Consider the following 24,772-nt stretch of genomic DNA (forward strand, 5'->3'; position numbering starts at 1 on the left):
TCAAGATTTTAATAAACTATATTCAACTTTACTTTCGTCAGTAGAAATAGTTAATCCCTTATCTTGAGAAGGATTAAATTCAAATTTTACATTTATCTCTTCCTCTAGCAGAAGAAATCTATTTTTTTCATAATTAAATTTATCACCAATACTATCTTCTGTTCTTTCCATGATTGTATTTTTATATTGCTCTAATGCTGCATCTACCTTTTTCTTTGTTATAGGATCATCGATAAAACTATCAATATATAATTTCATAGAATCATAATCAAAATCATTTAAAATAAAATCTGATAATTGAATCAATTTTTCAATATCAGATTCTTTAATTTCTTTTTTATTGTTAATAGTTATAGCATATACACCTTCATTATTTTTTATATCAATAGATGTCTTTCCTGTAAAGGCTGAATACATTGAAGCAATAGGTTCATATTTATCAAAAGAATCTTTTATTATTGGAAAAATACCTTGATGAATCAACTCAAAAATGAGAAAAATATCTTTTCCATTAGGTAAAGCTAACTTACTTTCTAATGAATTAATATCAGTTATATTTTCATTATCGTATTTTAGATCACATCTTGGAATGTCGACCTCTACCTGTTTTCTAAGCTCTATTTGCTTATCCAAACTCAATGGATTATATAGCTTCTCTATTAATTTATCTTTATTAATGCTAACTGAATATTTTTTGCTGTTTTCTTTCAAATAGTTATATTTATCATTAAATGATTTTTTTTGCTCAAAGATATCAAGAGAAAATTTCTTTTCGTTGGGATAATATTTCTTTTTATTGATGAGTTTCATCAGAGCCGTTCTAAATGAAATAACTTTTTTCTTATAATCTTCTGCGTCATAATTTTTTTTATCATAATAATCATTAATAAATATTTCTAAAAATTTATTACTCTCATTTTGTAAATCAAAATTAAGTTCATTCTTTATATTTTCAATAAATGGTGTGATATCACTGCGAAATCGAATAGCCCCATCTTTAAAATCAATGGAATATTGCATATCATTCCCATCTACTATATGTTTAAAATTATTTTTATACTGTTCTCCAGCAAGTTTCTTTAGACTAAAGAAATCTCTACTTTTTTCTAAAATTGTTGCTTCTTGGTTAAAATAAATATTATAAATTAAAGTTAATACTTTTTTTTCCTGACTGAGTCCAAACCAATCTTTTATTTTCTCCCAAATACTCATTACATTAGATGGCGAGTTATTTGCTAATTTATTTATTTTTTTCTGGCTAATGCTTGCATTTGATATTTTCATATTAATTTTTATTTCCATTTAAAATAAATGAAAAATAAAGATAATAAATAACATGATTTTTTTATATAAAAAAACACCACTAAATTATGATCAATCCAATCCAAAGAATATGTTATTTAAATAAATGTTTCAAAAAATCTCCCTGATAACAAACCTAAAACAATAGGCAGAGTAATTGCAGAAAATATGGTCTGAGCAGTAATAGTCCCTGCCATTAGCTCAGAATCACCACCAAGTTGTCTTGTTAAAATGTAAGAGGTAGGTGCTGTTGGAATAGAAAAGAAAATAACCATTAATACAGTGACTGATGATGATAGCTCTAATACGCTCGCAATTGCATATGCAATAATAGGTACAATAGTTAAACGACTGATGGTATTAATGCAGATCATCTTACTCTCTGCTTTTAGTGTTGATATATGCAGTGCAGCCCCAATACAAATCAACCCTAAAGGTAAACTTGTCGCCGCTAATAATTTGAGAAATTGATCTGAGCCCAAAGGTAAACCAATACCTGATAAATTAATAATAATCCCTATAACACAAGAAATAATCAGTGGATTTTTTATAATGGGTAAAATTAGCTGACGTAAAGTTACATTTTGTCCTGCTGTTAAACATAGTACAGAAGTAACATTAGATAGTGGAACAAGTATTGCTAGTATTAGTGCTGCGATACTTAAGCCAGATGTACCAAATAGATCGGCAACAATGGCTAATCCTAAATAAGTGTTAAACCTAATATTGCCTTGAACAATGACGCCAAATCGACCCGCATTCCATCCTGTAATTTTTTTAATTATTACACATAAAATAGTGATAGTTATCACAACAGAAAAAATCGCACCAGCAAGATGAAATAATTGGGGATCGCTCAAAGGTGCTTTTGCCAAACTATTTATCAGTAACGCAGGGAATAGTAAAAAGTAATTGAGTTTTTCAGTCCCAACCCAAAATGCAGGCTCAAATATTTTATTTCTTCTTAAGATTGCTCCTAGCGCAATTAATGCAAATAATGGCCATAACGTTAATAACACGTTTTGCATAATTTTTATCACTCTAAAAATGTTCTATTTTTTTACAATATAGCAACAACAAAGAAATTACTATTTTTGATCAAAAATATAAAAGCCAACTCAAAAAATCAAGAAAATAAATAGGTTATCGCACTTTAAGAACAGCTTTTTATATATCAATAGTATTAGAAACAAACAGTCTTTTTATGATTAATTTAAACGTTAATCTATCAATTCCGTATTTAGATCAATAAACATTCTATAGCAGTGTAAATTTGTTTTAGTCAAACTTGAATAATACTCACGTTCTTCCAACACATTAAAACCTTGTCTTAAATAAAAAAGCACTGCGTTAGGTGTGGAATCCAATAATAATTGTAATTGCCCTCTTTTTTTCGCTTCTGATTTAAGTTGTTTCAGGATCAAACTAGCAAAACCTTTTCCCATATATTCAGGTAATGTAAAAATGGCTTCAGCAAAACCTGTTTTAAGATCCAAAAAACCTGATGCGACAGGAATATGATGTTTTTCATAGTCAATAACATAAAATGGATTTTCAATAATCGCTTTTCGATAACCTTCTGGCATTTCATCAGGAGTCCAAGCTGCTAAAATAGTCGGCGAATACACATTCTCACAGCCAAACCTCAGTGCTTGATTTCGTAGATACCATAATCGTTTAGCCTCCTGCGGTTCTGCCAATCTAAGTTGAGTTTTTTCCATTTCCACCTCATCATTAGAATTAAGCGTTAAAAGTTAATTAGCATAATTTATATAACTCATCGTTTACTTCATTGCCATTTCTTCTTGCAATAAATCTGTGTGAATTTTTTAGATGACATGATATGTTTCTGTAGAAGGAATAAAATAAGGAAATTCCATGCCTACTAAAATATTACCTTCAACAATAAATACACCTCAGTTTGTTGCGGGCTCACCACTTCCTATTTATTATCAGGTGGTCTCAAAAAGTATTAGAGAAATTTATTTTTCTAACGTTAATCCTATTTACCATAATAGAAAATCATCAAAAGATATACATCCTAAATTGATAATCTGTAGTCATCGGAACAGTGCTTTTGACGCTTATATAGTATTAAAAGAATTTCCTAAAGCACAAGCTCTTGCTTCAATACAGTTACTAAATAGTCGGTTAATGAGAGCATTTTTTACAGGAATTCCTGTTGTTAGAAAAAAAGATAGGGCTCGTTTTGGTATTAATTCAAATGCATTTTCTAGCCCTTCAGAGGCGGCAGTAGAACATATCAAAGCCGGCGGTGATTTATTATTATTTCCTGAAGGTAGCAGTGAATGGGGTTACAAACCCCTGCCTTATCAACGAGGTGCTGCACGAATAATTAGATCGCTACTCGATGAAGGCATCGTTTTTGATATTGTTCCAGTAGGGCTGTTTTATCTTGCTCCAGATAAATTTAGCTCTGAAGTCGAATTGTATATAGGCGATAATATTATTATTCCTCAACAAGGCGATTTAACATCAAGAGAGTGGGAACAAAATATCCATCAGGATATATCTCTTGCTTTAAATAATATTTCTGTTAATTGCCCTGATATTGACTTATTCAAAAAAACATCAAATTATGCTTATAATAGAAAAATCAAGGGAGATTCTTTTGCTGAGTCGTTTATTGATTATCAAAATAATCTAATTAAATATAAGGACTCAAATAAAAATATAGAGAATAATATTCCTCATTCTATAAAAACTTGGCGTTATATTTCTTTTTGTTTTATGTTTGTTCTTTTTCCGATATTATTTAGTGCTCTTATTGCTTCTCGTTTTGCTGATGCTCGTAATACAGTAAGTTTTTTTAAAATTATAGGAGGAAGTTTAGCTGCTATTATTTGGTTACCTATACTTTTTATCTTATTATTTTTCTCACCATTATTTATCAGTGTAAGCCTTATTAGTGCATTAATAGGACTGAAGATCATAAGAACTAAAGGTTCACAAATATGTTAGTACCTAAAACAAAAAAAATATTTAATCAGTTATTTTCTATCCAATTATTTATCATTTGGTCATTGGGTACTTATGCTAGCTGGTTGCTTAATGCGGTAGATATGTTACCCGCTATTATTTCCGGTTTATTTTTCTGGCTTTTACTCATTTATATTGGATATAAAAACCGAAATCTCGCATCACCTCCTCGATTTTATTGGTTTGGCTTACTGCAATTAATAGCTTGTTGGTCAATATTTCCGCTTTTTAAATCTATTCGATGCGGTTTATATCAAGAAAATTTTGATTCTATTTTATATAAATTGGATAAATTCTTATGGTTTGGTAAAAGCCTACCAGAGTGGTCTATTTCTATACAATCAGGATTATTAAGTGAATTGCTCGCATTTTGCTATTTTAGTTTCTATTTTTTAATTATAGGTAGTGCATTATTTTTCTTTTTTATCCGTCAGCCAACACATACAAACAATTATTTTTTTGGCTTAATGTTAATGTATTTTTGGGGTTTTATTGGGTATTTTTCAATACCTGCAGCAGGGCCCTATACCGCTTTCCCTATGGATTTTACCTACCCCGTTCACACAGGAGCAATGACGCTATTTTTAACAAAGTTAGTTGATAAAGGTATTACCGGAATGGATGTATTTCCTTCATTACATACCGGAATAACAATTTACATCGTTGGTTTTTGCTATTTTTCTGGTTATCGAAAAATAGCTTATTGTTTATTTCCTATCGCTATGGGACTTATCTTAGCTACGGTTTACCTACATTATCATTATGGTATTGATGTTATTTGTGGTGCATTACTAGCGCTGTTTGTACTTTATTTTACGTGTAAAAATAATAAGGTCATTTATGGAACTCATTTATAAGATTAACGATCCTACTGCTACTGATGTACAAATAAGCGGTGGAAAAGGAGCTAGTTTAGCCAAGACAATTCAATCGCTACCTGTTCCTGATGGTTTGATTTTATCTTGCCAAGCATATCAATTATTTATTTCGCCATTACTGCCAAAAATTAATGATCTCTTATCAACACAAGATCAAGATATTAAAATAATAAGTCATCAAATTCGACAAGTTATCTTGCAAGCCACTTTACCTGAAAATTTAACCTATGCATTAGGTTTAATGCTTGATGAGTTAGATTTAAATAATACGCCTTTAGCAGTCAGATCCTCCGGTACTTTAGAAGATATGCCAGGAGCCGCTTTTGCAGGACAACATGATACGCTTTTAGGTGTTAAAACATTACCTATGTTGCTTGACGCTATTCGCCAATGTTATGCCTCACTGTGGCACACTCATGTAATGCTTTATCGCCAACATTTAAATTTATCTCATTCACAAGCCTCTATGGCTGTTGTTTTACAAAGAATGGTTGATGTTCAAAAAAATGAAGCAGCGGGTGTCGCATTCTCTATAGATCCTGTTCAAGGCTCACTTTCAACAGTATTAATTAATGCTGCTTTTGGCCTTGGTGAAACAGTTGTTGCAGGTGAAGAGCCTATCGATGAGTACCTTATCGACAGAGATTCTTTAACCTTAAAACAGCAAACTATTGCTGAAAAAACAAATGCTATTGTGATGGTGGAAAATGGGACTAAAATATTACCCATTGATAACGAAAGAAAAAATACAGCATCATTAAACGACGAACAATGCAAACAAGTTGCTGAGTTAGCAATTTTAGCTGAGAAATATTTTGATTTTCCGCAAGATATTGAATGGGCATTTCATCATGGGAAACTCTGGCTCTTACAATCTCGTAATGTAACTCAAATTGCACCTATTTGGACAAGAGAAGAATCAGCAGAACGTTTTCCTAATCCAATAACCCCATTAACATGGGATATGTGTGAAGCAGGATTTCATTCATCATTAAACTTTAGCCTTAATCTTATGGGGTTACCTTCTTTTAATGGTAAGTGGTTTGGAGTACAGGACTATTATATTTATGGTAACCAGAATGCGGTTTCTTTATATAGCAATCGCCTACCTACTTCAATGATGAATGATTTACCTACTCTATTAAAATCGTTACCTGAAATTGCTCAAAAATTTAGTTGGGTGCAAGAATTACCAATAACATGGATGCGCGATTTAGATAAATATTTAATCTCTATTGGTGCGTTAATGAATGAACCATTAGAAGATAAAAATTTATTGCAGTTATGGGACTATATACAACGTATTAATAAATTAGGATCTGACTATTTCTTACCTAATATCGCGATATCATTAACTCAGCGCTCACTTTACTCTGCTTTGATGGCATTATTAAAACTTTTCTTTAAAGAAGAAAAGTACGCGCATAATGCATTCGATAATTTAATTGCAATGTCTGACACTAAAACAGGACAAGTTAATGCCGAACTTTGGGCTCTTTCTCGTTATGTACGTCAGCATTCAGTATTACTTAACGCATTAGAGAAAATAGAACCTAGTTCTATAATGAAAGAACTTGCTGCTATTGATCCTTGTTTTTATCAGCAATTTACTCTATTCCTCACTAATCACGGACATCGAGAATTAGATTTTGATGCATATCATCCTACTTGGTTAGATGCACCGCATATTGTTTTAATACAAATTAAAGCAATGGCTGACTTAGCTGATGATAAACGAACAGAAGATCCACTTAGCAAAAAAATTCTACAATCAGAAACTGAGTTTGCTATTATTTCTGATGCTCCAGAAGAGTTACGTTTTTTCTTACAAGAGATTATTCGACTCGCACGCGTTTATACTGCATTAGATGATTTAGAGCATTATCAAACCACACGTCTTGCTTTGCCAATGCGTAGAGGATTAAAAGCATTAGGAGAACGATTAGTTATTCGTAGTATTTTGGATGACCCAATGGATATCTATTTTGCTAATGAGCAACCTCTTGCTAACGCAATAAATACTGATGAATTAACAAATTGGAATGCATTACGTTCGCATATTTATCAAAATAAAACGGGTTATTTAAAAGCTCAAGCAACGACACCACAATGGGTTTATGGTGAAAAAAACGATGATGTCGTCGATACTGCTAATGAACATCTATTAAAAGGATTAGCGGGCAGTGCTGGAATTATTGAAGGTAAAGTCTATTTGGTTCATGGTCCTGAGAATTTTGCAGAATTTCCGCAAAACGCTATTTTAGTAGCAAGAACCACAAACCCAGCATGGACTGCACTTTTCTATCGCGCTTCAGGCATTATTACAGAAAGTGGTGGCCCATTATCACATGGGGCAGTAACTGCTCGGGAATTAGGTTTACCTGCTGTTATGGGGGTCCGTAATATATTGAATATATTAAAGAATGGACAAACAGTAAGAATAGATGGTCAAAAAGGCACTATTGATATTTTATCGTAATAAATTAATGCCTTACCTTAATCTGTTTCACAAAAGAGAGCATCTTTTTGGTGCTCTCTTTATTGTTATATTCTAATTATGTTTACTTTAATTCACAATTTTATTGTTACGTTCTTTCTCTTTTAGATCTTTATAGGTATCAATATCCACTTTATGCGCAGAAGGTGCAAGTAAAGCAACAAGATAACCAATTAGTATAATGAAAGAGAGCAACATCATAATATTGGGTGAATAAATTAGCGTATATGGCATTAATAATAATGAAGCGGCAGTAAAAACAAACGAAATGGCTACTGGATATTTTATTCCGATATCTCTTATTCTCTGGGATAAAATAAGTGTAAATATGTAGATTTGGATAATAATAAACATTGTTTCCATTAATCCAAATAGGCTAAACGAAAATTGGTAATAAAACGTACTTTGAAGGGCAAGACCTGCATCTTCTGGATAAAGTACAATATATCCTTGATAAAGCAGTGTTTGAATAACACCTAATAAAACTGACCAAACTAATTCTGCACCTAAAAATGATAACCTTGCTCGTTTTTTTTGCTTCCATTGATACGATAATTTAGTTGATAGCATAAGTCACTTCATGATTTATTAAGTCTATTTTATCATATTACTCTATAATGCTATTTCAATCATATGAGATAAAAGTAAATTGTATTAAACTTAACAAGCTTTCAATAAAAATAAGGATTATGTGATGCCTATTCAAACAACCAGAGATGCCCTTCTTCGTTAAAAAACTTTAAATTAACAAGAAGGGCTTATTAAATGAATTATACAAAAGTAGATTTAGAACAATGGAATAGAAAGGAACATTTCCTTCATTATCGTCATAACTTGCAATGTGGCTTTAGTTTAACAACTAAGCTAGACATTACATTATTAAAAACAATATTAACTAATAAAAATCTTAAGCTGTATCCCACATTAATTTTCTTGATAGCTAAAACAGTCAATAGCTATCCTGAATCGAGAATGGCAATAAAAGATGATGAGCTGATTATATGGGATCAAATAAATCCTGCTTATACTCTTTTTCACCAAGAAACAGAAACTTTTTCTGAAATTTGGAGTGAATATAGTGAAGATTGGATGACGTTTTTACAACGATACGAGCAAGATTATCAGTATTACAAAGATAATTTAGCTTTATCAGCCAAACCTCATCATCCTGAAAATCATTTTTGTATATCAATGATACCTTGGATAAGTTTTGATGGTTTTAACCTTAATATCGCCAATGTTAAGGATTATTATCCCCCTATTTTTACCATGGGGAAATCTTACCAAGTTGATGGTAAGATTTTATTACCATTATCAGTACAAGTACATCATGCGACTTGTGATGGTTTCCATATGGGAAGAATGATTAACACATTGCAAGCGTTGTGTGATGGATTTGCAGGTTAATTTTGTAGAAATTAATTAAGATAATCATATATAAATCTTACTTAAACCACTCTTTTGTCGCTTAAATAAAAGAGTGGTTTTATTGTAATATAAGAACTTCTGTATGATTTACAGAAATTCCCATTAGAAAATACTATAGTTAATTTATCTAACTTGTTTATTTATCCATTTAATATCAGCATTACTGAATTGAATACTACTCTCTTTAGTAGTATCGGTATCTAGTAAAATTTTCTCTTTAATTAGTTTAGATACAGGAACAATGATATTAAAGTGATCGCCGTATTTGATATTGTATATTTTTAATGGAATATCATTCACCATCGCAACTTCTCGAATTTCATTAAATTCATCCCAAAAATAACCACGGCCTTCAAAATAAAAGGTTGGGCTTTTTATAGATTTAATATAACGATATACTGAGCGGACATTAAATTCTTCTTTATTATTCTCGTCAAATGGTAATTCAACAATCATGTTTCCTGCTGCTCGTAATTCAAGATCAGGTATTCCACCTAATGAAAAGACGGCTCTAAATTTATCACTATATTCACTTGCCAATAATGCACGGGTTCCGCCAGTACTGTGCCCTACAACGTAGATACGTTTAGGGTCAATATACTCAAGAGAAGCTAGATATTCTCTTGCTGATTCTAAATCTTCAATTTCACCATAAAACATTTCATAACGGCCGGGATTAGTATTTTCTCCACGGAATGAAGGTATCATTAATACCATATTTGGATCACGGAAAGTTGCACCCGTTTGGTCATTATCAGCAGGTTTGGGTTGCCAGAAATAATCATCACCACCTATTCCACCATAACCGCCATTTAACCAGATAACAGCAGGCAATTTAATGCTTTTATTTTCTGGTGGAGGTGTTAGATATGCAAACATATCCCCTTGCTTTGCCGGGTATTTAATAATATTAAATATTTCTGGTGGCGCTTCCCAAGGTGGATCAATATTATCAAAACTATCGTTCACAATATTAGTTTTAAAGCGCTGATGCGCTTCAAACAAAGTTTCATCACGCACTTCTATTTTAGCATTTGCAGAAAATGCGCTTGAGCATAAAAGCGAAAACACCACTACGCGAGCGATTTGCAGGTAACTTTTTTTATTTATATCCATTTAAACATCTCTATGATTAACGACCAGAAAGGATGATAACACAGAGTGTTTTATAACGATGAGTATAACTTTTTGCTGAATTAGATTTATGAATCACTCATTTTATGTACAAAAAAAGGCATCTTAAAAAAGACGCCTTTCTGTATAACATATTGATTATTTTAGATTTGCTTATTTTGCAGTGGTGCGAATTAAATAATCAAAGGCGCTGAGTGAGGCGTTTTAAATAGCTTTAATAGACTGATATAAAAGGATTTAATCAGCGTCAATGTCCACATGTTGACCACATTTCAGAGAGCCTCTTGCAAGAGAGGCTTTACTTACCACATTTTGTGCCTCATCATTAGAAATTCTTAAGGTTATTCTGTTTATCGTCAGAAAGGAAAAAACATGGAATTTCTATTTATTGTATCAATTTTTTTATTTTTAATATCTGTTATCTGTATAACTCTAGGCATGATAAAACCTAGTATTATCAAGTTAAAAGGCCGCAAACAATCATTTATTGCTTTTCTCGTTACCTTTGTTTTATCAATCATTGGAATTGTTAATTTTTCGCCCGGTATTCCTGACAATCAAATCACCGAAACTAAAGAAAAAATAATCTATTCTTTTGTATGCAGTAATAAAAATGCTATTTATCCTACCGTCACAAGCATGATGGAAGATTTTGGAGACTATCCTTCTGATACTAATGCGTTTGAAATCATCAGTGAATCGCCTCTAAAAATTCGATTATCAGCAACTGCTTACGATAATGATCCAACCGATGTAAAAGATAATTTAGCAAAGCGCGCTCTTATTTATGGAGTATTACGTACATTTATCAATACAAATAATAATGATGTGACGGTAGTGTCTTACCTAATTAATAATGATAATCACCAAAAACTTAAAGATAGCCCTGAATACACAACTACACTCACTAAAGATCAAGCGTTAAAAATTACTCAGAAATATATTCCAATAAATTCATTGAATGACTTAATTGATGAAAATTGTTCATTTACAAAACAGTTTAATGAATTACGTTATGACGATAGCGGTAAGAAAGGCTTTGATAAATTCTTTAATGAATTAATAGTAAATGAATAAATACTAATTTTGGTAGCAACTAGCGTTAAGTTATTACAAGGTAAAGTAACCCCCAATTATTGGGGGTTACTTCAAAAGAGAGACTTTTGACTTTGATAAAATTTATTATTCATCCAACACCAAAGCCACTAATTGAGAAAATTCTTTAGCAATATTGACGTCACAAGGTTCTTTTCTGCCAGTAGTCCCTTGAGTTTCATCAAATGTATTTACCTGTATCTTACTTAATTCAAAATAGTTTTTTGTATATTCACCTTTGCTACTACCACCAACAACCTGATAATAAACTATTTTTTTTCTATTTTGTTGCTGCACCAGGTAAATCAGATGATCATCCCATCCATCAAGGTTCGGATGAATAAATTTATATTTTTCTGATTGATAATAACTAATGTTATTTTTAAAAGACTCAAAATCTTCATTAATAAATGAAATATCTTCTTTTTTAATTCTCATATTACATCTTTTACAAGATACAGCTAAATTCCTCATTTCAAACATTTCAGATACTATTTTAGATTTTGGTATAATATGCTCTATATCGAGTACCATATTAAATTCATCATCTGTACTTCTAGAGCAATAGCAACAACATTCCACTTGATGTTGTCTTAAATAATTTTTAATTTTTCTTTTTAGATCTTTTAGAGATTCAGATCCCCAAAATTGATGCCCTTTTGCGATAGCATTTTTCATTAATTCTATTTCTTCACCAGTAAATGAAATATCACTCATTAGCTATTCCTTTCTTATTATTAACTTTTTCAAGCAATATATTTACTCCCTTAAGAAATTCTTTTTGAGCTGAATTATTTGTCATATCTATAAAGTTTGATATATTTTTTTTTGCAGACCCTAATGTTATTTTCCCAATATCTAGTTGATCTATAATATCAACACATCGATTAGATAATTCTCTATTTTTAGGTGTTAATGTATCAAAGTAATCAATATACAATTCTTCAGCATTATCGCTAAAGTAATCAACTTTCTTAAAACCATTTATTTCACTTTTATAAACCTCAAATTGATTATCGTCTGAAACTGAAGTTATTATAAGAGGAGAATGCGTTGCTACTACAACTTTACATTGATTATATCCAATGGCACCCTTTAAAAAATTAAAATAATTTCTTTGCCATTCTGGATGCAAACTATTCTCAGGTTCATCAATAAAAATAAAAGAGTTATTACATACACAAAATGTAATATGAACAAGTAAAGCAATAAAAGATAATTCTCCAGAGCTTGCTTGACTCAAAGGGAATAATTTATTTCCTTTATTTAAATAAATTTCTATACCTGATATTATATTAGCTCTTTTTAATATTTTTTCGTACTTAAGTAAAATCAAATAAAAACTAAAGCCTCCTTCATCAAACACATTGTCATAAGGAGTTAATCGAATAACAGCATTATGGCCATAACCAGTCTGATGCATTGCCTTTTCAATTGCTCTACCTAATTCATCAGGAATATTTTCATTAATATTACCTAAATAACTAGAATATCTCATTGATTCTTTAAATTTTTTTCTAAAATTTATTTTTATTCCAATTTCTGGATTATAACCTATATGATCTAAAACAGAAAAAACACGTTTTATTTTATCTATACTATTAGTAGAAAAAGTTTTTTTTATAGCTTGTTCTGGATAATTTCTACCTAACTTACTGCCGATATAATCGTAAGTAAGACTTGTTGGATGTAGATGAAACTTATCAAATAATGTATTTGATACAGCCACAGTATTATATCCTAAATCATGCTGTTCTTCTGCCAACTGATTCAACATTCTACTTTTCCCACTACCATTTTTACCAACTAAAATAAAATAGTTTTTTTTAGATTTTAAAAGATTTGTCGCGTTAAACATTTTACTTCCAATATATATTATTAAAAATAAAAGGTTACATTTTATATATATCATTTTCAATATATAAAATGTAACCTTTTGAGGTTTACTTCATTTATAGTATTTATATTTAAAAACGTAATACGTTATAAACGTTGGCAATAATAATTCTTAACGAATATCATAAATTCAACATGGTTTGCTCTCCATGTGGTACAACTGTCTCAATCAATTGAGGCTTTGAAATAAACCGCGTTACGGTTTCATGGCTGACGAACGTCGCGCCACAATTGATATTCTGGCACTGGTTATAACGTTCTTTGGTATCGGAAGATATTTGCTGACTACTACGAGTATGGGCGGCATGACCACAAACAGGACAAATCATCATAAACGGGTTACCTCTTTATGATGTGGAAATTACCTGTAATTATACACAGGCACTATTCCTTATCCATATCTATCTCACTGCTTTTAACTTCTAATTCTAACGAGGTGGTAAACCCGCTATTATTCAGTGAATGACTTACGGTGACCAACGTCCAATAGGCTTCATCAATCTCAGGCTTAAACCCGCTCACTTGTACCGGCAATTCAGGAAAGAGATCTGCACGCCCTTTCGCAAGGGTAATACTAAAAGAGGCAACGCCTCGCTGTATTTTTTCCCACGCGGCTTTAGCGGCACGTTCGGCATTGGTTTTACTTGCGTAAGTGTGAGATAACACCATTACATTACTTTCTTCACCAACAAGATACTCCCCTTGTTTTTCTTCTTCTTTTTTCGGTTTATCGGTGGTCGGTTTTCTACGGCGAATTTGTGACTGTGCTTTCTCTTGCGGTTTACGGGTATTTAAATAATTGGCGGTCACACCGGTGTAAGCGCCTCTATCCACCAATGAAAAGCGATGCCCATCTCCCACACTGCGGATAATTTGTACTAGCGGTAATGCTTGACCACTGGCGGTGGTATTGCCCCCTTGCACCATAAACAGCAAACTCCCGTTTTTAACACAGGCGGTGGCACCGTTCAATTGCCCTAAGCGGGTTAAAAAACTGCCGTCTGATTCATTGGTCTGGTCGATATGTTCAATTTTTACCATATCAAGACCAGGATCAACCACCGCCGTGACATTATTGCGCCCTGCAATGGTTCTAACGATATCGCCTAATGTTTTTTGATGGTAAGACATTTCACGGCGGACATTCAGCGTTGCCCTAAAATCGGCACTACGAGCGCGCAATGTCATTTTATCCGGTACACCTGAATGCTCTATCTCATCGACCGTAAACGAGCCTTTATGAATAAGGTTTTCACCCTGCCAACCAAGATGCAAGGTCAATACTTCACCCCGTTTTGGCATCATTAATGCGCCGTCAGAATCATCTAGCTCAATATCAAGACTGTCAGCTTCAAAGCCCCGATTGTCCGTTAATGAAAGCGAAATTAATCGCCCCTGAATTTTGGCGCTGATATCTTCATCACCGGCAATTAACACAAAAGCCGGCGTGCTACTTTTACCGGTGATCATTTCTGGTAACATTATGATAAACCCCCTTTAATGGCTTCACCGGCACCGTTCGCCATCATGCCTAATTGGTCGCTTAAATCTCCCAACATCTGACTGATGGAATCATCCACCCGTTTTAATGTCAGCGAGAAATCAATTTTTCTGGCAGCACCATCTTGGAAAAATTCGGTGTGAGTCCGTTGTAAATCGGTGATCACAAACATACCGTGAATGGTGCCTGTACCATCAATAAACGACCATGCTTTACCACTATCTGCCATTAACTCCAACGCTAACAATGAAACTTTACCGCCGGTTAATGAGGGATAAAGCGCACCCGATAACGTAATCACATCGGTATCAGGGCCAATAAATTGTTGTGCTGGTCGGCGTGCGACACGTTGAGTAAAACCATGTCGCCATGCTTGTTGTTTTTGTAGCGATTGATAAGGTACGGTGCGTAACTCAAACACAAATACCCCAAGTGCTGCCATCATTACCACACCTCGTTGTCTGAATAATTGTCTTGATAACGGCTATTTAATCGTGCTTGCTTGTTACGCTCACGACGTTCAATTTCCGCAATAACAAGCTGTGCAATATCTTGCGCGGATTGGTTTGGTTGAGGATAAATATTAATTTCATAATGTGCCGGCGCGCCTTGATAACGCTGTTGTTGAATATTCACATTAGCTGGTGCCGTGCGATAGTTTTCAATCGGTAAACTATGCGGGTGCAATGGCGCATTTTGTGCCTGTAATGAAAAGGCACTGCCTAGCGATAATGCGGCAGTCGTTAACATGGCGGTATGTTTACGACTGGTGATATTTGCAGGGCCTTCGACAATTTCAGGGCCATTTTCGCCGGCAATACCAAATTGACCACGTGGGATATAACCCCCTGAATCATACATACCGGCAAAATTGCTATTGTAAGGATCTAACGCAGACTGCACTTTAGGATCATCACTTTTCATAAAGTCAGGTATCAGCGCTTCTTTCGCTGCTATTGCTAACCCACCAATGCTATTTTTAAAGCCCGTCCATTTGTTTTTTATTCCCTGAATAATGGAATCAATCAGGTCACTACCAAACTGCAAAAATTTAGCTGGTAGTGCCTTAGTATCTTCGACAATTTCATCCCATTTAGTGGATATCGTTGTTTTAAGAAATTCCCATTTTTCTTGGGTGTACTTAACGATTTGATCCCAATTGCTATAAATAATTCCGGGTAACGTTTGTGTCATAAAAAAGGTTTTAATGCCTTCCCATATTCCCGAAATCACAGATTTAACCGATGCCCACGCGGTTTTGGTATAGCCGACAAGACTATCCCAATGTTTTGCAATTAAGCCCGGTATCGTCCAGTTAAAGAAGATATATTTAATGGCTTCCCATGCACTATTAATCGTATCTTTTAACGCCTGCCATACAATAGCGGTACGCTGTTTAACAGACTCCCACACTTTAGTGACATACGGCTCAATCTTATCCCAGTTTTTATAAATCAGATAAAACGCGCCGGCAATAGCAGCAATAGCAGCAATAGCCAATAAAATAGGGTTAGCTAACATGACTTTACCCAACCATAAAAATGCACTGCCTAATAATTTTATTGGTTTTAATAACAGTGTTAACGCACCACCGCCTTTAATGCCTAAAATTGATAGACTTAATTTTGCGGCAGCCAATGGCCCTAACATTGCAGCAATGGATAACGAGAGAATACCGAGCGTGGTAATAATGCCCGCTATCGCTAAACCGATTATCGTCAGCGTCTTAGCCAATTCAGGGTTTTCTTTCATCCATACACCGACTTTAGAAATCACACGGGTGATACTTTGTGATATCTGACGCAACGGGCTATCAATACCGTCAAAAATCTGAATACCTAAATCTTCCCATGCAGATTGCAGGTTTTTCATATTCCCGCTTAAGTTGTCCGTCATGGTGCCCGCGACTTTTTGAGCTTCACCTTTAGCTTTCTTTAAATCGGCCACAAGGTTTTGCAACTCCCCTTTGCCCGCTTGTTCTGCCAGTACCGATAACGCGGAAAAAGCTTCTTCACCAGCAATATGCTTAAAGAATCCCGCCCGTTGCGCATTACCCATATTGGCGGTTTTCTTATCCAACTCGGCTAATAATTCAGGGAAATCACGTAAGTTTCCTTTTGCATCGCGGGTTTTAATGCCGAGTTCTTCTAATGCTTTAGCGGCCATTTTCGGCGGTTGGGCAAGACGACCTAAAATAGCGCGTAATGAAGTACCCGCCATTGAGCCTTGAATACCGGCATCACCCAGCTTGCCCGTTGCGGCGGCTGCGGTTTCTAAATCAACGCCTAACCCTGACGCAACCGGTGCAACGTATTTCATGGTGTCGCCGAGCATGGTCAAACTGGTGTTTGAACGAGTAAAAGCGCCGACTAACACATCACTCACTCGCCCCATTTGATCCGAGTCGAGTTTAAAACCGGTTAAAATATTGGAGCCGATATCTGCCGTGGTACCTAAATCAATATCACCCGCCAATGACATTGCCAGCGTTCCGGGCATAGCATTTTTAATTTGCTCAGGCTTAAAACCCGCCATTGCATAGAATGCCTGACCTTGCGCTACTTGGTTAGCCGTAAATGCCGTGGTTGCGCCTAGCTCTCGCGCTTGTTCACGCAACATCTTAAATTCATCAGAGTTTTTATCGAGGCGCGTTAATGCCTGCACCTTTGACATCCCTACATTAAATTCATACCCCGGCATTAAGGTTTGTTTCGCGGAATACAACATACCCGCACCAGTTGCCGTCATTGTCGCACCGGCACCCGCCATTTTATTTCGCGCATCAAGCGTCTTTTGATATTGCGATTTAGCCGCCGCCATACGCCGTTCTTGTTCGGCACTGCGCCTTAACTGGTTTTCTTGCCGGCGGAGCTGTTGCGTGGTGCGCTCAATATCACCATTAAGTCGCCGTTGTGCTTGACCAAGCTGGTTAGTGGAAATGCCATTCGCTTGTAGTGCCGAGCGCTGTCGCTGTGCCGACTGCTGTAATTGCTCATACTTGGTTTTGAGTTGCCCCGCTTCCCGTTGCGCTTTTTTAAATGCCTCTAACTGTTTTTTTGTCGGATTTTCACTGTTGGCAATTTCTTTGGCGAGGGTGGCAACACGTTGTGTGGCGGATTGGTACGCTTGCTGTGTAGAGGTTAACTGCTGTTTAATTTTGCGAAAGCCGTCAATTTGTGAGGCTTGCTGATTAAGAGTTTTTAACGAGTCACGCGACTGGCGCACTGCCGATGCCAATCGTTTATTACTTTCTTGCGCACTGCGAAACGGTGCGGTTAATTTATCAACTGCACTCAGTACAACTTGTAATGTTAAGTTATTACTCATCCTGTTGTCCGCTACGTTTCGCCGCTTGATAGCGCCATGACAATAATTCTGAAAGGCTCATTTTGCCGGTGTCTGCCGGTGACCAATGAAAAATGACGGCAATATCTGCCGCCAGTTCATCGGTGGTTAATTCGCTAGGGAATCGGACATAACCGACTTCGGTAATAAAAAATTGACCACCTGCACACTTAGGTTTACCAAGTCGCCTGCGGCTAAAGACAGCACATCGTTTTTGGTTAACGTTGGCATAGTAATGCGCGGTAGTACCTGCATCATGCTGTCTACGTCCATATCCATTAAGGGCTGTAATCGCACACCACGTAATGCCCCCGAATTGGGTTTAAGCACCGTCACTTTTTCAATTTTCGTTTCACCGCGCATAATTGGTTGTTCTAAGGTCACCGTGGCTTGGTCGCCATTAACAACAACCCATTCAATTTGCTCTTGGTTTTGTTCTTCGATTTGCTTTTCCATTGTTCTTTTTCCGCATTTAATTAAAGCCCCAGCGCGTCACGCTGTGCTTGCAATAAGTCTTTACCGTCCACTTTTTCCACCATATTGACAATATCAATCTCAATGATTTCTTGGCCGTCCATCACTAACTTGTAGTAAGTAGGTTTTACCGTAACTTTGGTTTGTGTGTTATCGCCCGATTTCCAGTTACCGCCGTCAATTTCGCTATAACGACCGCGCAGAACCACCTCAACGGCGAGCACTTCGCCAGTATCATCACGCTGATAAGCACCACAAAAACGCAGTTGTGCGGCATCAATGGTCGATGCACCCCATTGGCGGTAAACGTCAATATCAGCACCACCGAGGGTAAATTCACTGTCTAACGCGCCGTCATCAAGCCCCATATCAATTTGTACCGAACCATTCATACCGCCCCCGCGATAGGCTTCTAACTTGCGGGTGATTTTGGGTAACATGAGTTCTTCAGTAACGCCCACATAATTGGTGCCATTCATAAATAAATTAAAATTCTTTAGCTTGCGTGGTAACGCCATGATTTACCCCTTAATTTTGTTACCGAAATCCATCAGGTATTTATCGGTAATACGCTGACGTAACATTAGATTTTCCATTGGTGGTACGGGTGTATAGTCATAATCCAGTGTGAGCTTGCCGTCTTTAAGTTCTTCTTTGCTATTTGATGTCGGGTCATACCAACATTCACCGCCTAACAAATAGCCCTGACTGACCAGTGAACGTAATTTCGCGTTGATGGTTTCAACGATATCCCGCGCCAAAGACGGTGTTAACGGCTTATCAATCGCCCACATTTGCCCTTCTGCCATCGTATCAGCAAGGACTTGCGCAGTTCGGGTATAAGATTCAAAGGCAAACAATGGGTCATTCGAACAGGTACGCGAACCCCAAAAACGAAAACCATCACGGCGAATAAGTGTCGTCACGCCTTTTTCATTCAGTAAACCGGCATCAGTAGCGGGGTCTTGTAAATCCCAATAGATATCTTTAGAAATGCCCGTCACACCGTTAACGGTGATATTGGATAGCGTTTTATGCCAACCAATATCATTGTCTAACTTGGCACGTAAACCTAGCGCACGCGCTGTGGCGTAAGCGGTTGACTCACTGTTGGTGGTGCTATCCCATGACGTGAAATCTGGGAAAATGACCATCAATTCACGCTGACCAAAGTTGGCACGGTATTTAATCGCTTCACTGATATTTTTACAGCCGTAAGCAGAAACATAACCAAAGGCACGGAGTTTTTGACAAATCACGGAAATTTCTTTGGCAACAGCTAACGTATCGCAACCGGGCACACCGATAATACGGGGTTTAATACCATGCTTGGCTTGTGATGCCAGCAGTGCTTGTAATCCTGTTTTTATCCCTTCTGCGGTTATAGTACCAATGATATTGGTGGTGGTTTTCGCTTCACTATCACCTTGCTTTACGCGCACAACAATGATGATGGGTTTAGCTTGATCGGAAATCGCTTTTAAGGTGCTGGCTAAGGTACCCGTTTTTCCGGCCTTACCGATAGATTGCAAAATATCGGTCAGTAAAACGGGTTTGTTTAGTGGGAAGGTTTTTTCGTCCGCATCCTCAGCAGTGCAAACCACGCCAACAATAGCGGTGCTGATAGTGCGAATGGGTCGAGTGCCTTCGTTAATTTCAATGGTGCGCACACCGTGATGATATTCTTGTGCCATACTCACGGACTCCTATAACTGTGTCCGTATAGCATGAAAAATTAGTGGGCAAATTGCACGAAAATGAGGTTGTTTGAGACGTGATACAAAGGCTATTCTGGCTTAGCTGGCCAATGTAAATCTATTATTGTTGTTATTTCCATTGCTTGCAGCAATTGTGCATATTTCATCCATTTTAATAATTTATCTTTATCATTTTCTGATATTATTCCTAACATTAATTGGGTTTGCCAATTCTGTGTATATTTACTCACTTCATTTAAACGTAATGTGCGCTCATATTGTGCCTGTTTAACTAGCTCAATGGGAGATAATAGTGGATGTTTATTCCATTGAGGAAGGCCATCTTTTCCTGCTACTCGCACCATTCCTATAGGTGGCTGGTTTATCTCAAATATTAACCAAACTTTATCATCAACAATGACAGCATCATCAGGAAAAGTATTTGCATTTATATAATCTTGTTTAAGCGCCTCTGGATAAAAAGCATTCTCTTTTGCACTGTAATAATACATATCAATACCCCACCGCAAACCAATAAATAAAAGAATCTTGAATAGCAGACCAGAATTCATCCACTTGAAATATAAATTGTGTTTTTGAAAAACTGTGTACGGTTATTTTGGGACTATTTATATTCTTTCTCGTATCACTATTTGTGATGGTTGGAATAATAATCGTACATATATTAGGAAACGAGATAGTAAAAGTTTCTGTAATATTTTTTGCAATAGGAATGTTATTATCACCACCAATATCATTGCTTTTATAAGGGTTATGCCATTTCCCCCATTGAAAAATAATCCCTGTATGGCTACATTTCCACCAACCTCTATCTCTCTTATTAGCCATATTTTTTAATTGAAATTTATCATCAGATTGGCTTGTAGAGTAAGCACCAATATCTGTTGTATTCAATACAATATCAGCACTTAACACCTTACCATTTACTTTGCGAGTGTTAGGCACTCGACTATTAGCATTGGTATTCGCATTGTTTGCTGTAGTTTGTGCGGTATTGGCTTTGCTCTTCGCATCATTAGCCGTTATCTGTGCTGCATTAGCTTTACGGACTCCGTCGTTTGCTACGATATTGATGTCATTAACTTGTGCGAGTGTTGCCGCGCCCACATCCCCTGCCGTTAACGTAATATCCTCAATCAGTGGCTTATTGTTCACTTTACGAGTGTTAGGCACTCGACTATTAGCATTGGTATTCGCATTGTTTGCTGTAGTTTGTGCGGTATTGGCTTTGCTCTTCGCATCATTAGCCGTTATCTGTGCTGCATTAGCTTTACGGACTCCGTCGTTTGCTACGATATTGATGTCATTAACTTGTGCGAGTGTTGCCGCGCCCACATCCCCTGCCGTTAACGTAATATCCTCAATCAGTGGCTTATTATTTACTTTGCGAGTGTTAGGTACGCGGGTGTTAGCGAAATGCGCTAAGGTCTGTGCCCGCTTTAAACCGGCACCTAATTCGTTTTTGGTGACATAATTTTCACCCACTTCTGCCAATATCTGTTTTGATGCGGTTTCAATCGTATTATTCACAAATTCACGGGTCGCCAATATCACCGAGGGGTCAACCTTTAACTCAACGGATCTGGTATGACTAACGGTTAAAATCATTCGAATAGTCTGCGTTCGCCCGCTTCCCTCTTGTAATTGGGGCTTATAGGTTTCAGGGCAATTACCTACAGCAATTAAACTACCTTCATCATCAAATAAACCAATCTCACGTATCCAGTAACCGCCCTCATTTTCAGGTATAACCTGCTCAGCAATAATCTGTCCGTCATTTTTTGGATCAACAAATAAGGTATTTAATCCCGCACGACGTTTTTCACCCACGAGTTTAGTTTGTTGTGTATCAGGTGTCGGCAACGTTCCTCCACCGTCACCCACCGCCATTTGGGTAATTTTTAAGGTGGTGCCTAATGCCGTGGTTTTTGCCAGTTTATTGGCACCAATCGTCGTTAATAAGGCAAAAAATTTAGCGCTCATGTGCGACCTCAACTTTATCAATAATGTGTACTCCGACCGCCGTTAATGGCGCACCAGACACGGTAATTTCTTCGGCAAAATACGGGTAAACCGTTAACTCATCACCGCTAAAGGTGGCGGCAGAAAGATAAAACTCACCTTGTGAATCAAGGTTGATGGATAACCCTAATAAGTGCCGACTAACGGGGCGTGCATCGGCAATCAAACGCTCTAATTCGTCATAAATTTCTTGGGTAATACCGCTTTCTGGCACACCCACATCAAGGCGAAATGTGCCCGGCGGATCGTCGGTTTGCCACCACTCCGTGACTTTGATGATGTAACCTAACGGCTCACCGACACGCTTCAATGCACCAATGGTGCCCTTGTGTCGATGAATAAACATCGAATCACGCACCACTTGACGCTTAACGGATCCAGGCCAGTTTTCATCCCATCGATCCACTGACCAAGCCCATGCAAGGTACGGCAATAACTCAACCGGGCATGTGCTGGCGTTCCATAATTGGCGCAATGGCACGGGTAAGGTTTGCAAGGATTGGCAAGCAATAGCAGCCGCCTTTTCTAATGGGCTACTGCCTGACGGTAACAAGCTATTCATCCGAACCACCAATGGTTAAGGTACTTTGGGTGCAATAAGAAGCTTGAGTTTTATCCAATACCACATCTTTGGTGGGTTGCTTTAATTCCACACGTTGTACCCCTTCGACATGCAAAGCGGCATAAATCGCCGACAAGCGAATACCACGCCCTAAGCGGTGTTGCTCTGTGATGTATTGCGTCAGACGTCGATTAGCTTCTTTACGTATCGGCTCTGACTCAGGCCCCGGAAAAAGAAATAACGTCGCATCAATTTGATAGGGAATAATTTGGGCGGATTGCACTTTGATTCGGTCAGCAACCGGTCGTACATCTTCATCGTTTAACGCATGTTCAACAATGCGCAGCAATTCTTCCGATGCAGTGCCGTCACCCTCACGAGATAACACGGAAATAGTGACATTTGCCGGTGTTGGACTGATCGCGGACACATCGGACACCCGACCATCGGCACTACGGGCATGAAATTCATAACTGCCCACAGGCCCCGCAACGCTTAACCCCTCAAAAGCGGCGGGAATGCGTAAACGCAAATCATCATCAGATTCTAAAATCGCCGGAGAGGGCGGAATAGTTTTGTTATTTGCTGGGCGTAACACTAAACGCGATAAATTATAATTCGCGGCTAACTGATCTAAATCTGCCCCTCTCGCATACGCCACCATCACTGCACGCGCAGACTCATTAATTCGTTGGCGTAATAACAACTCACGATAGACGTTTTCTTCTAACAGCTTGGTCAGTGGTTCAGACTCTAACGATAACGTGTTAGCAACCGCATTAAGTAAATGTACTGGCATCGCAGCAATCAACGCCGTTTTGCGTTCGCGTAAGAGTTGTTCTGCATCTAACGACTCAATCACATTAGGCGGTGTTAATTGGCTTAAGTTAATCGCTGGCATGTTATGTCACCGGTAGAGAGAAATTAATCGGTTGTTGGTTGTGGGCGTAATAGCCGGTGATATCGACAATCACCTGTTCGTGTTGGCTATGAATATCAATGGCGGTCATCACAATACGTGGCTCCCAACGATAAACCGCGGTGTAACACGCCGACATTAATTGCAGTCGCATCTTGGCGTTAACAGGGCCGTCAATTAAATCGGCAAGCAAACTGCCATATTCACGCCGTATCAATCGGCTACCAATGGGTGTGTTAAAAATATCTCTCACCGACTGGCGAACGTGCTCAATATCGGTAATACGTTCACCAGTTTGGCTGTTCATGCCAAGATAGTTCATTGCGGTTGCCCCGTATTATCATCACCCGTACGCACACCACCGTGGGTATGGGCTGAAACCACCACGCCATTAGAGGACATTTTTCCGCCAACATGGGTAATATCGCCAGTCATCGTGCCGCCTTTTTGTACCGTCAGTGATCCCGTGGTTAAGTTGTTGGTACAAATAACGGTAGGGGTATCTAAGGTAATTTTGCTTTCTGCGACACACGTAATGTCGGGTGATGTGACCGTGACCGACTCGCTGGCTTCAATCTCGGCAGTTTTAATTCCCGTGACTATTAACGCCCCGGTTGCGGGTTCATATTCAATTACTGCACCGTCTTTATACTCATGACGATGGGCGGTTAATGAGGTTGACGGTTCTGAAAAATCGTCACTAAATATTGCCGGCAACACAAACGAGGTAGTTAAATCGCCACCGATTGACAGCAATAACACTTGTTCGCCGATACTCGGCGCCCACCATGAACGCGAGTTACCGGAACGCGCAGTAAGCCACGGGCGCCAGTCAGTTTCATTGTCGCCCGTTTTAACTCGACACCCTTTTTCCGCACTGACATCAATCACAACGCCAGTGCGGATCAAGTTTTGTATTTTTCGGATAAGCTCTGCGATATTCATACTCGCAATGTGCAACGGGAAATAAAAAAACTCACGAGATTGGAATTGTTTCAAAG

At 37.2% G+C, this 24,772-nt stretch carries 26 protein-coding genes; 5 read left to right on the top strand and 21 right to left on the bottom strand.

Annotated features, from left to right (window positions below):
• The 3 genes from PH4a_RS15615 to PH4a_RS15625 all read right to left on the bottom strand — a co-directional run bounded on the left by PH4a_RS15615 (nucleotide 1) and on the right by PH4a_RS15625 (nucleotide 3,023).
• Complete coding sequence (locus tag PH4a_RS15615; protein WP_129041043.1) at nucleotides 1-1,284, bottom strand: SGNH/GDSL hydrolase family protein; 1,284 nt, start codon at nucleotides 1,282-1,284, stop codon at nucleotides 1-3.
• Between the two features lie 116 nt (nucleotides 1,285-1,400).
• Nucleotides 1,401-2,330, bottom strand: a complete 930-nt coding sequence (locus tag PH4a_RS15620) for an AEC family transporter (protein WP_129041045.1) — start codon at nucleotides 2,328-2,330, stop codon at nucleotides 1,401-1,403.
• A 192-nt stretch (nucleotides 2,331-2,522) separates the two neighbouring features.
• Nucleotides 2,523-3,023 carry a GNAT family N-acetyltransferase gene (locus PH4a_RS15625; protein WP_129041047.1) on the bottom strand — a complete coding sequence of 167 codons (501 nt, stop codon included), beginning with the start codon at nucleotides 3,021-3,023 and terminating at the stop codon, nucleotides 2,523-2,525.
• Between the two features lie 157 nt (nucleotides 3,024-3,180).
• Here PH4a_RS15625 and PH4a_RS15630 point away from each other — a divergent pair, with 157 nt between their 5' ends.
• The 3 genes from PH4a_RS15630 to PH4a_RS15640 are packed head-to-tail and all read left to right on the top strand — an operon-like array spanning nucleotide 3,181 to nucleotide 7,659.
• Complete coding sequence (locus PH4a_RS15630) at nucleotides 3,181-4,284, top strand: 1-acyl-sn-glycerol-3-phosphate acyltransferase (RefSeq protein ID WP_129041049.1); 1,104 nt, start codon at nucleotides 3,181-3,183, stop codon at nucleotides 4,282-4,284.
• Nucleotides 4,278-5,159, top strand: a complete 882-nt coding sequence (locus PH4a_RS15635; RefSeq protein ID WP_129041051.1) for a phosphatase PAP2 family protein — start codon at nucleotides 4,278-4,280, stop codon at nucleotides 5,157-5,159. The genes PH4a_RS15630 and PH4a_RS15635 overlap by 7 nt, the downstream gene beginning before the upstream one ends.
• Entirely contained in the window at nucleotides 5,143-7,659 is a 2,517-nt protein-coding gene (locus tag PH4a_RS15640) for a PEP/pyruvate-binding domain-containing protein (protein ID WP_129041053.1), read from the top strand. The genes PH4a_RS15635 and PH4a_RS15640 overlap by 17 nt, the downstream gene beginning before the upstream one ends.
• A gap of 87 nt (nucleotides 7,660-7,746) precedes the next feature.
• Here the strand turns inward: PH4a_RS15640 and PH4a_RS15645 are convergent, their stop codons facing one another.
• Complete coding sequence (locus tag PH4a_RS15645) at nucleotides 7,747-8,247, bottom strand: hypothetical protein (RefSeq protein WP_129041055.1); 501 nt, start codon at nucleotides 8,245-8,247, stop codon at nucleotides 7,747-7,749.
• Between the two features lie 195 nt (nucleotides 8,248-8,442).
• On the opposite strand from PH4a_RS15645, the gene catA reads away from it, so the two are divergent.
• Entirely contained in the window at nucleotides 8,443-9,084 is a 642-nt protein-coding gene (gene catA / locus PH4a_RS15650) for a type A chloramphenicol O-acetyltransferase (protein WP_129041057.1), read from the top strand.
• A 144-nt stretch (nucleotides 9,085-9,228) separates the two neighbouring features.
• Here catA and PH4a_RS15655 read toward each other — a convergent pair whose 3' ends face one another.
• Nucleotides 9,229-10,221 carry an alpha/beta hydrolase family protein gene (locus tag PH4a_RS15655; protein ID WP_129041059.1) on the bottom strand — a complete coding sequence of 331 codons (993 nt, stop codon included), beginning with the start codon at nucleotides 10,219-10,221 and terminating at the stop codon, nucleotides 9,229-9,231.
• Nucleotides 10,222-10,611: 390 nt separating this feature from the next.
• Between PH4a_RS15655 and PH4a_RS15660 the strand changes: the two genes are divergently transcribed.
• On the top strand, nucleotides 10,612-11,316 hold the full coding sequence (locus PH4a_RS15660) for a hypothetical protein (RefSeq protein ID WP_129041061.1): 705 nt from the start codon (nucleotides 10,612-10,614) through the stop codon (nucleotides 11,314-11,316).
• Nucleotides 11,317-11,421: 105 nt separating this feature from the next.
• Here the strand turns inward: PH4a_RS15660 and PH4a_RS15665 are convergent, their stop codons facing one another.
• The 16 genes from PH4a_RS15665 to PH4a_RS15740 form a co-directional block, all read right to left on the bottom strand.
• Entirely contained in the window at nucleotides 11,422-12,051 is a 630-nt protein-coding gene (locus PH4a_RS15665; protein ID WP_129041063.1) for an HNH endonuclease, read from the bottom strand.
• The gene (locus tag PH4a_RS15670; RefSeq protein ID WP_164971551.1) at nucleotides 12,044-13,192 is read right to left on the bottom strand and encodes an AAA family ATPase; all 1,149 of its coding nucleotides are present in this window, start codon (nucleotides 13,190-13,192) and stop codon (nucleotides 12,044-12,046) included. Before PH4a_RS15670 ends, PH4a_RS15665 begins: the two co-directional genes overlap by 8 nt.
• A gap of 160 nt (nucleotides 13,193-13,352) precedes the next feature.
• Nucleotides 13,353-13,562: an ogr/Delta-like zinc finger family protein gene (locus PH4a_RS15675; protein ID WP_129041067.1), complete on the bottom strand. Its 210-nt coding sequence runs from the start codon at nucleotides 13,560-13,562 to the stop codon at nucleotides 13,353-13,355.
• A 52-nt stretch (nucleotides 13,563-13,614) separates the two neighbouring features.
• Nucleotides 13,615-14,712, bottom strand: coding sequence for a phage late control D family protein (locus PH4a_RS15680; RefSeq protein ID WP_129041069.1), 1,098 nt, complete (start codon nucleotides 14,710-14,712; stop codon nucleotides 13,615-13,617).
• A complete protein-coding gene (locus tag PH4a_RS15685; RefSeq protein ID WP_129041071.1) occupies nucleotides 14,712-15,176 on the bottom strand; it encodes a phage tail protein in 465 nt (154 codons plus the stop codon). Before PH4a_RS15685 ends, PH4a_RS15680 begins: the two co-directional genes overlap by 1 nt.
• On the bottom strand, nucleotides 15,176-18,058 hold the full coding sequence (locus PH4a_RS15690; RefSeq protein ID WP_129041073.1) for a phage tail tape measure protein: 2,883 nt from the start codon (nucleotides 18,056-18,058) through the stop codon (nucleotides 15,176-15,178). Before PH4a_RS15690 ends, PH4a_RS15685 begins: the two co-directional genes overlap by 1 nt.
• Nucleotides 18,051-18,224, bottom strand: coding sequence for a GpE family phage tail protein (locus tag PH4a_RS18505; protein ID WP_129041955.1), 174 nt, complete (start codon nucleotides 18,222-18,224; stop codon nucleotides 18,051-18,053). Before PH4a_RS18505 ends, PH4a_RS15690 begins: the two co-directional genes overlap by 8 nt.
• Nucleotides 18,185-18,532, bottom strand: coding sequence for a phage tail assembly protein (locus tag PH4a_RS15700; protein ID WP_129041075.1), 348 nt, complete (start codon nucleotides 18,530-18,532; stop codon nucleotides 18,185-18,187). Before PH4a_RS15700 ends, PH4a_RS18505 begins: the two co-directional genes overlap by 40 nt.
• A gap of 20 nt (nucleotides 18,533-18,552) precedes the next feature.
• Complete coding sequence (locus PH4a_RS15705; protein ID WP_129041077.1) at nucleotides 18,553-19,068, bottom strand: phage major tail tube protein; 516 nt, start codon at nucleotides 19,066-19,068, stop codon at nucleotides 18,553-18,555.
• A 3-nt stretch (nucleotides 19,069-19,071) separates the two neighbouring features.
• Entirely contained in the window at nucleotides 19,072-20,244 is a 1,173-nt protein-coding gene (locus PH4a_RS15710; protein WP_129041079.1) for a phage tail sheath protein, read from the bottom strand.
• A 92-nt stretch (nucleotides 20,245-20,336) separates the two neighbouring features.
• The gene (locus PH4a_RS15715; protein WP_164971552.1) at nucleotides 20,337-20,759 is read right to left on the bottom strand and encodes a tail fiber assembly protein; all 423 of its coding nucleotides are present in this window, start codon (nucleotides 20,757-20,759) and stop codon (nucleotides 20,337-20,339) included.
• A gap of 1 nt (nucleotide 20,760) precedes the next feature.
• On the bottom strand, nucleotides 20,761-22,251 hold the full coding sequence (locus tag PH4a_RS15720; protein WP_244212903.1) for a phage tail protein: 1,491 nt from the start codon (nucleotides 22,249-22,251) through the stop codon (nucleotides 20,761-20,763).
• Nucleotides 22,241-22,852 (bottom strand): phage tail protein I, encoded by a 612-nt coding sequence (locus tag PH4a_RS15725; RefSeq protein ID WP_129041083.1) that lies wholly within the window; start codon nucleotides 22,850-22,852, stop codon nucleotides 22,241-22,243. The genes PH4a_RS15720 and PH4a_RS15725 overlap by 11 nt, the downstream gene beginning before the upstream one ends.
• A complete protein-coding gene (locus PH4a_RS15730; RefSeq protein ID WP_129041085.1) occupies nucleotides 22,845-23,753 on the bottom strand; it encodes a baseplate assembly protein in 909 nt (302 codons plus the stop codon). Before PH4a_RS15730 ends, PH4a_RS15725 begins: the two co-directional genes overlap by 8 nt.
• A 1-nt stretch (nucleotide 23,754) precedes the next feature.
• Complete coding sequence (locus PH4a_RS15735) at nucleotides 23,755-24,093, bottom strand: GPW/gp25 family protein (RefSeq protein WP_129041087.1); 339 nt, start codon at nucleotides 24,091-24,093, stop codon at nucleotides 23,755-23,757.
• Nucleotides 24,090-24,716, bottom strand: coding sequence for a phage baseplate assembly protein V (locus PH4a_RS15740; protein ID WP_129041089.1), 627 nt, complete (start codon nucleotides 24,714-24,716; stop codon nucleotides 24,090-24,092). The genes PH4a_RS15735 and PH4a_RS15740 overlap by 4 nt, the downstream gene beginning before the upstream one ends.
• Nucleotides 24,717-24,772 lie beyond the last annotated feature (56 nt).

The sequence above is a fragment of the Proteus hauseri genome, assembly GCF_004116975.1.
Taxonomy (GTDB): Bacteria; Pseudomonadota; Gammaproteobacteria; order Enterobacterales; family Enterobacteriaceae; genus Proteus; species Proteus hauseri.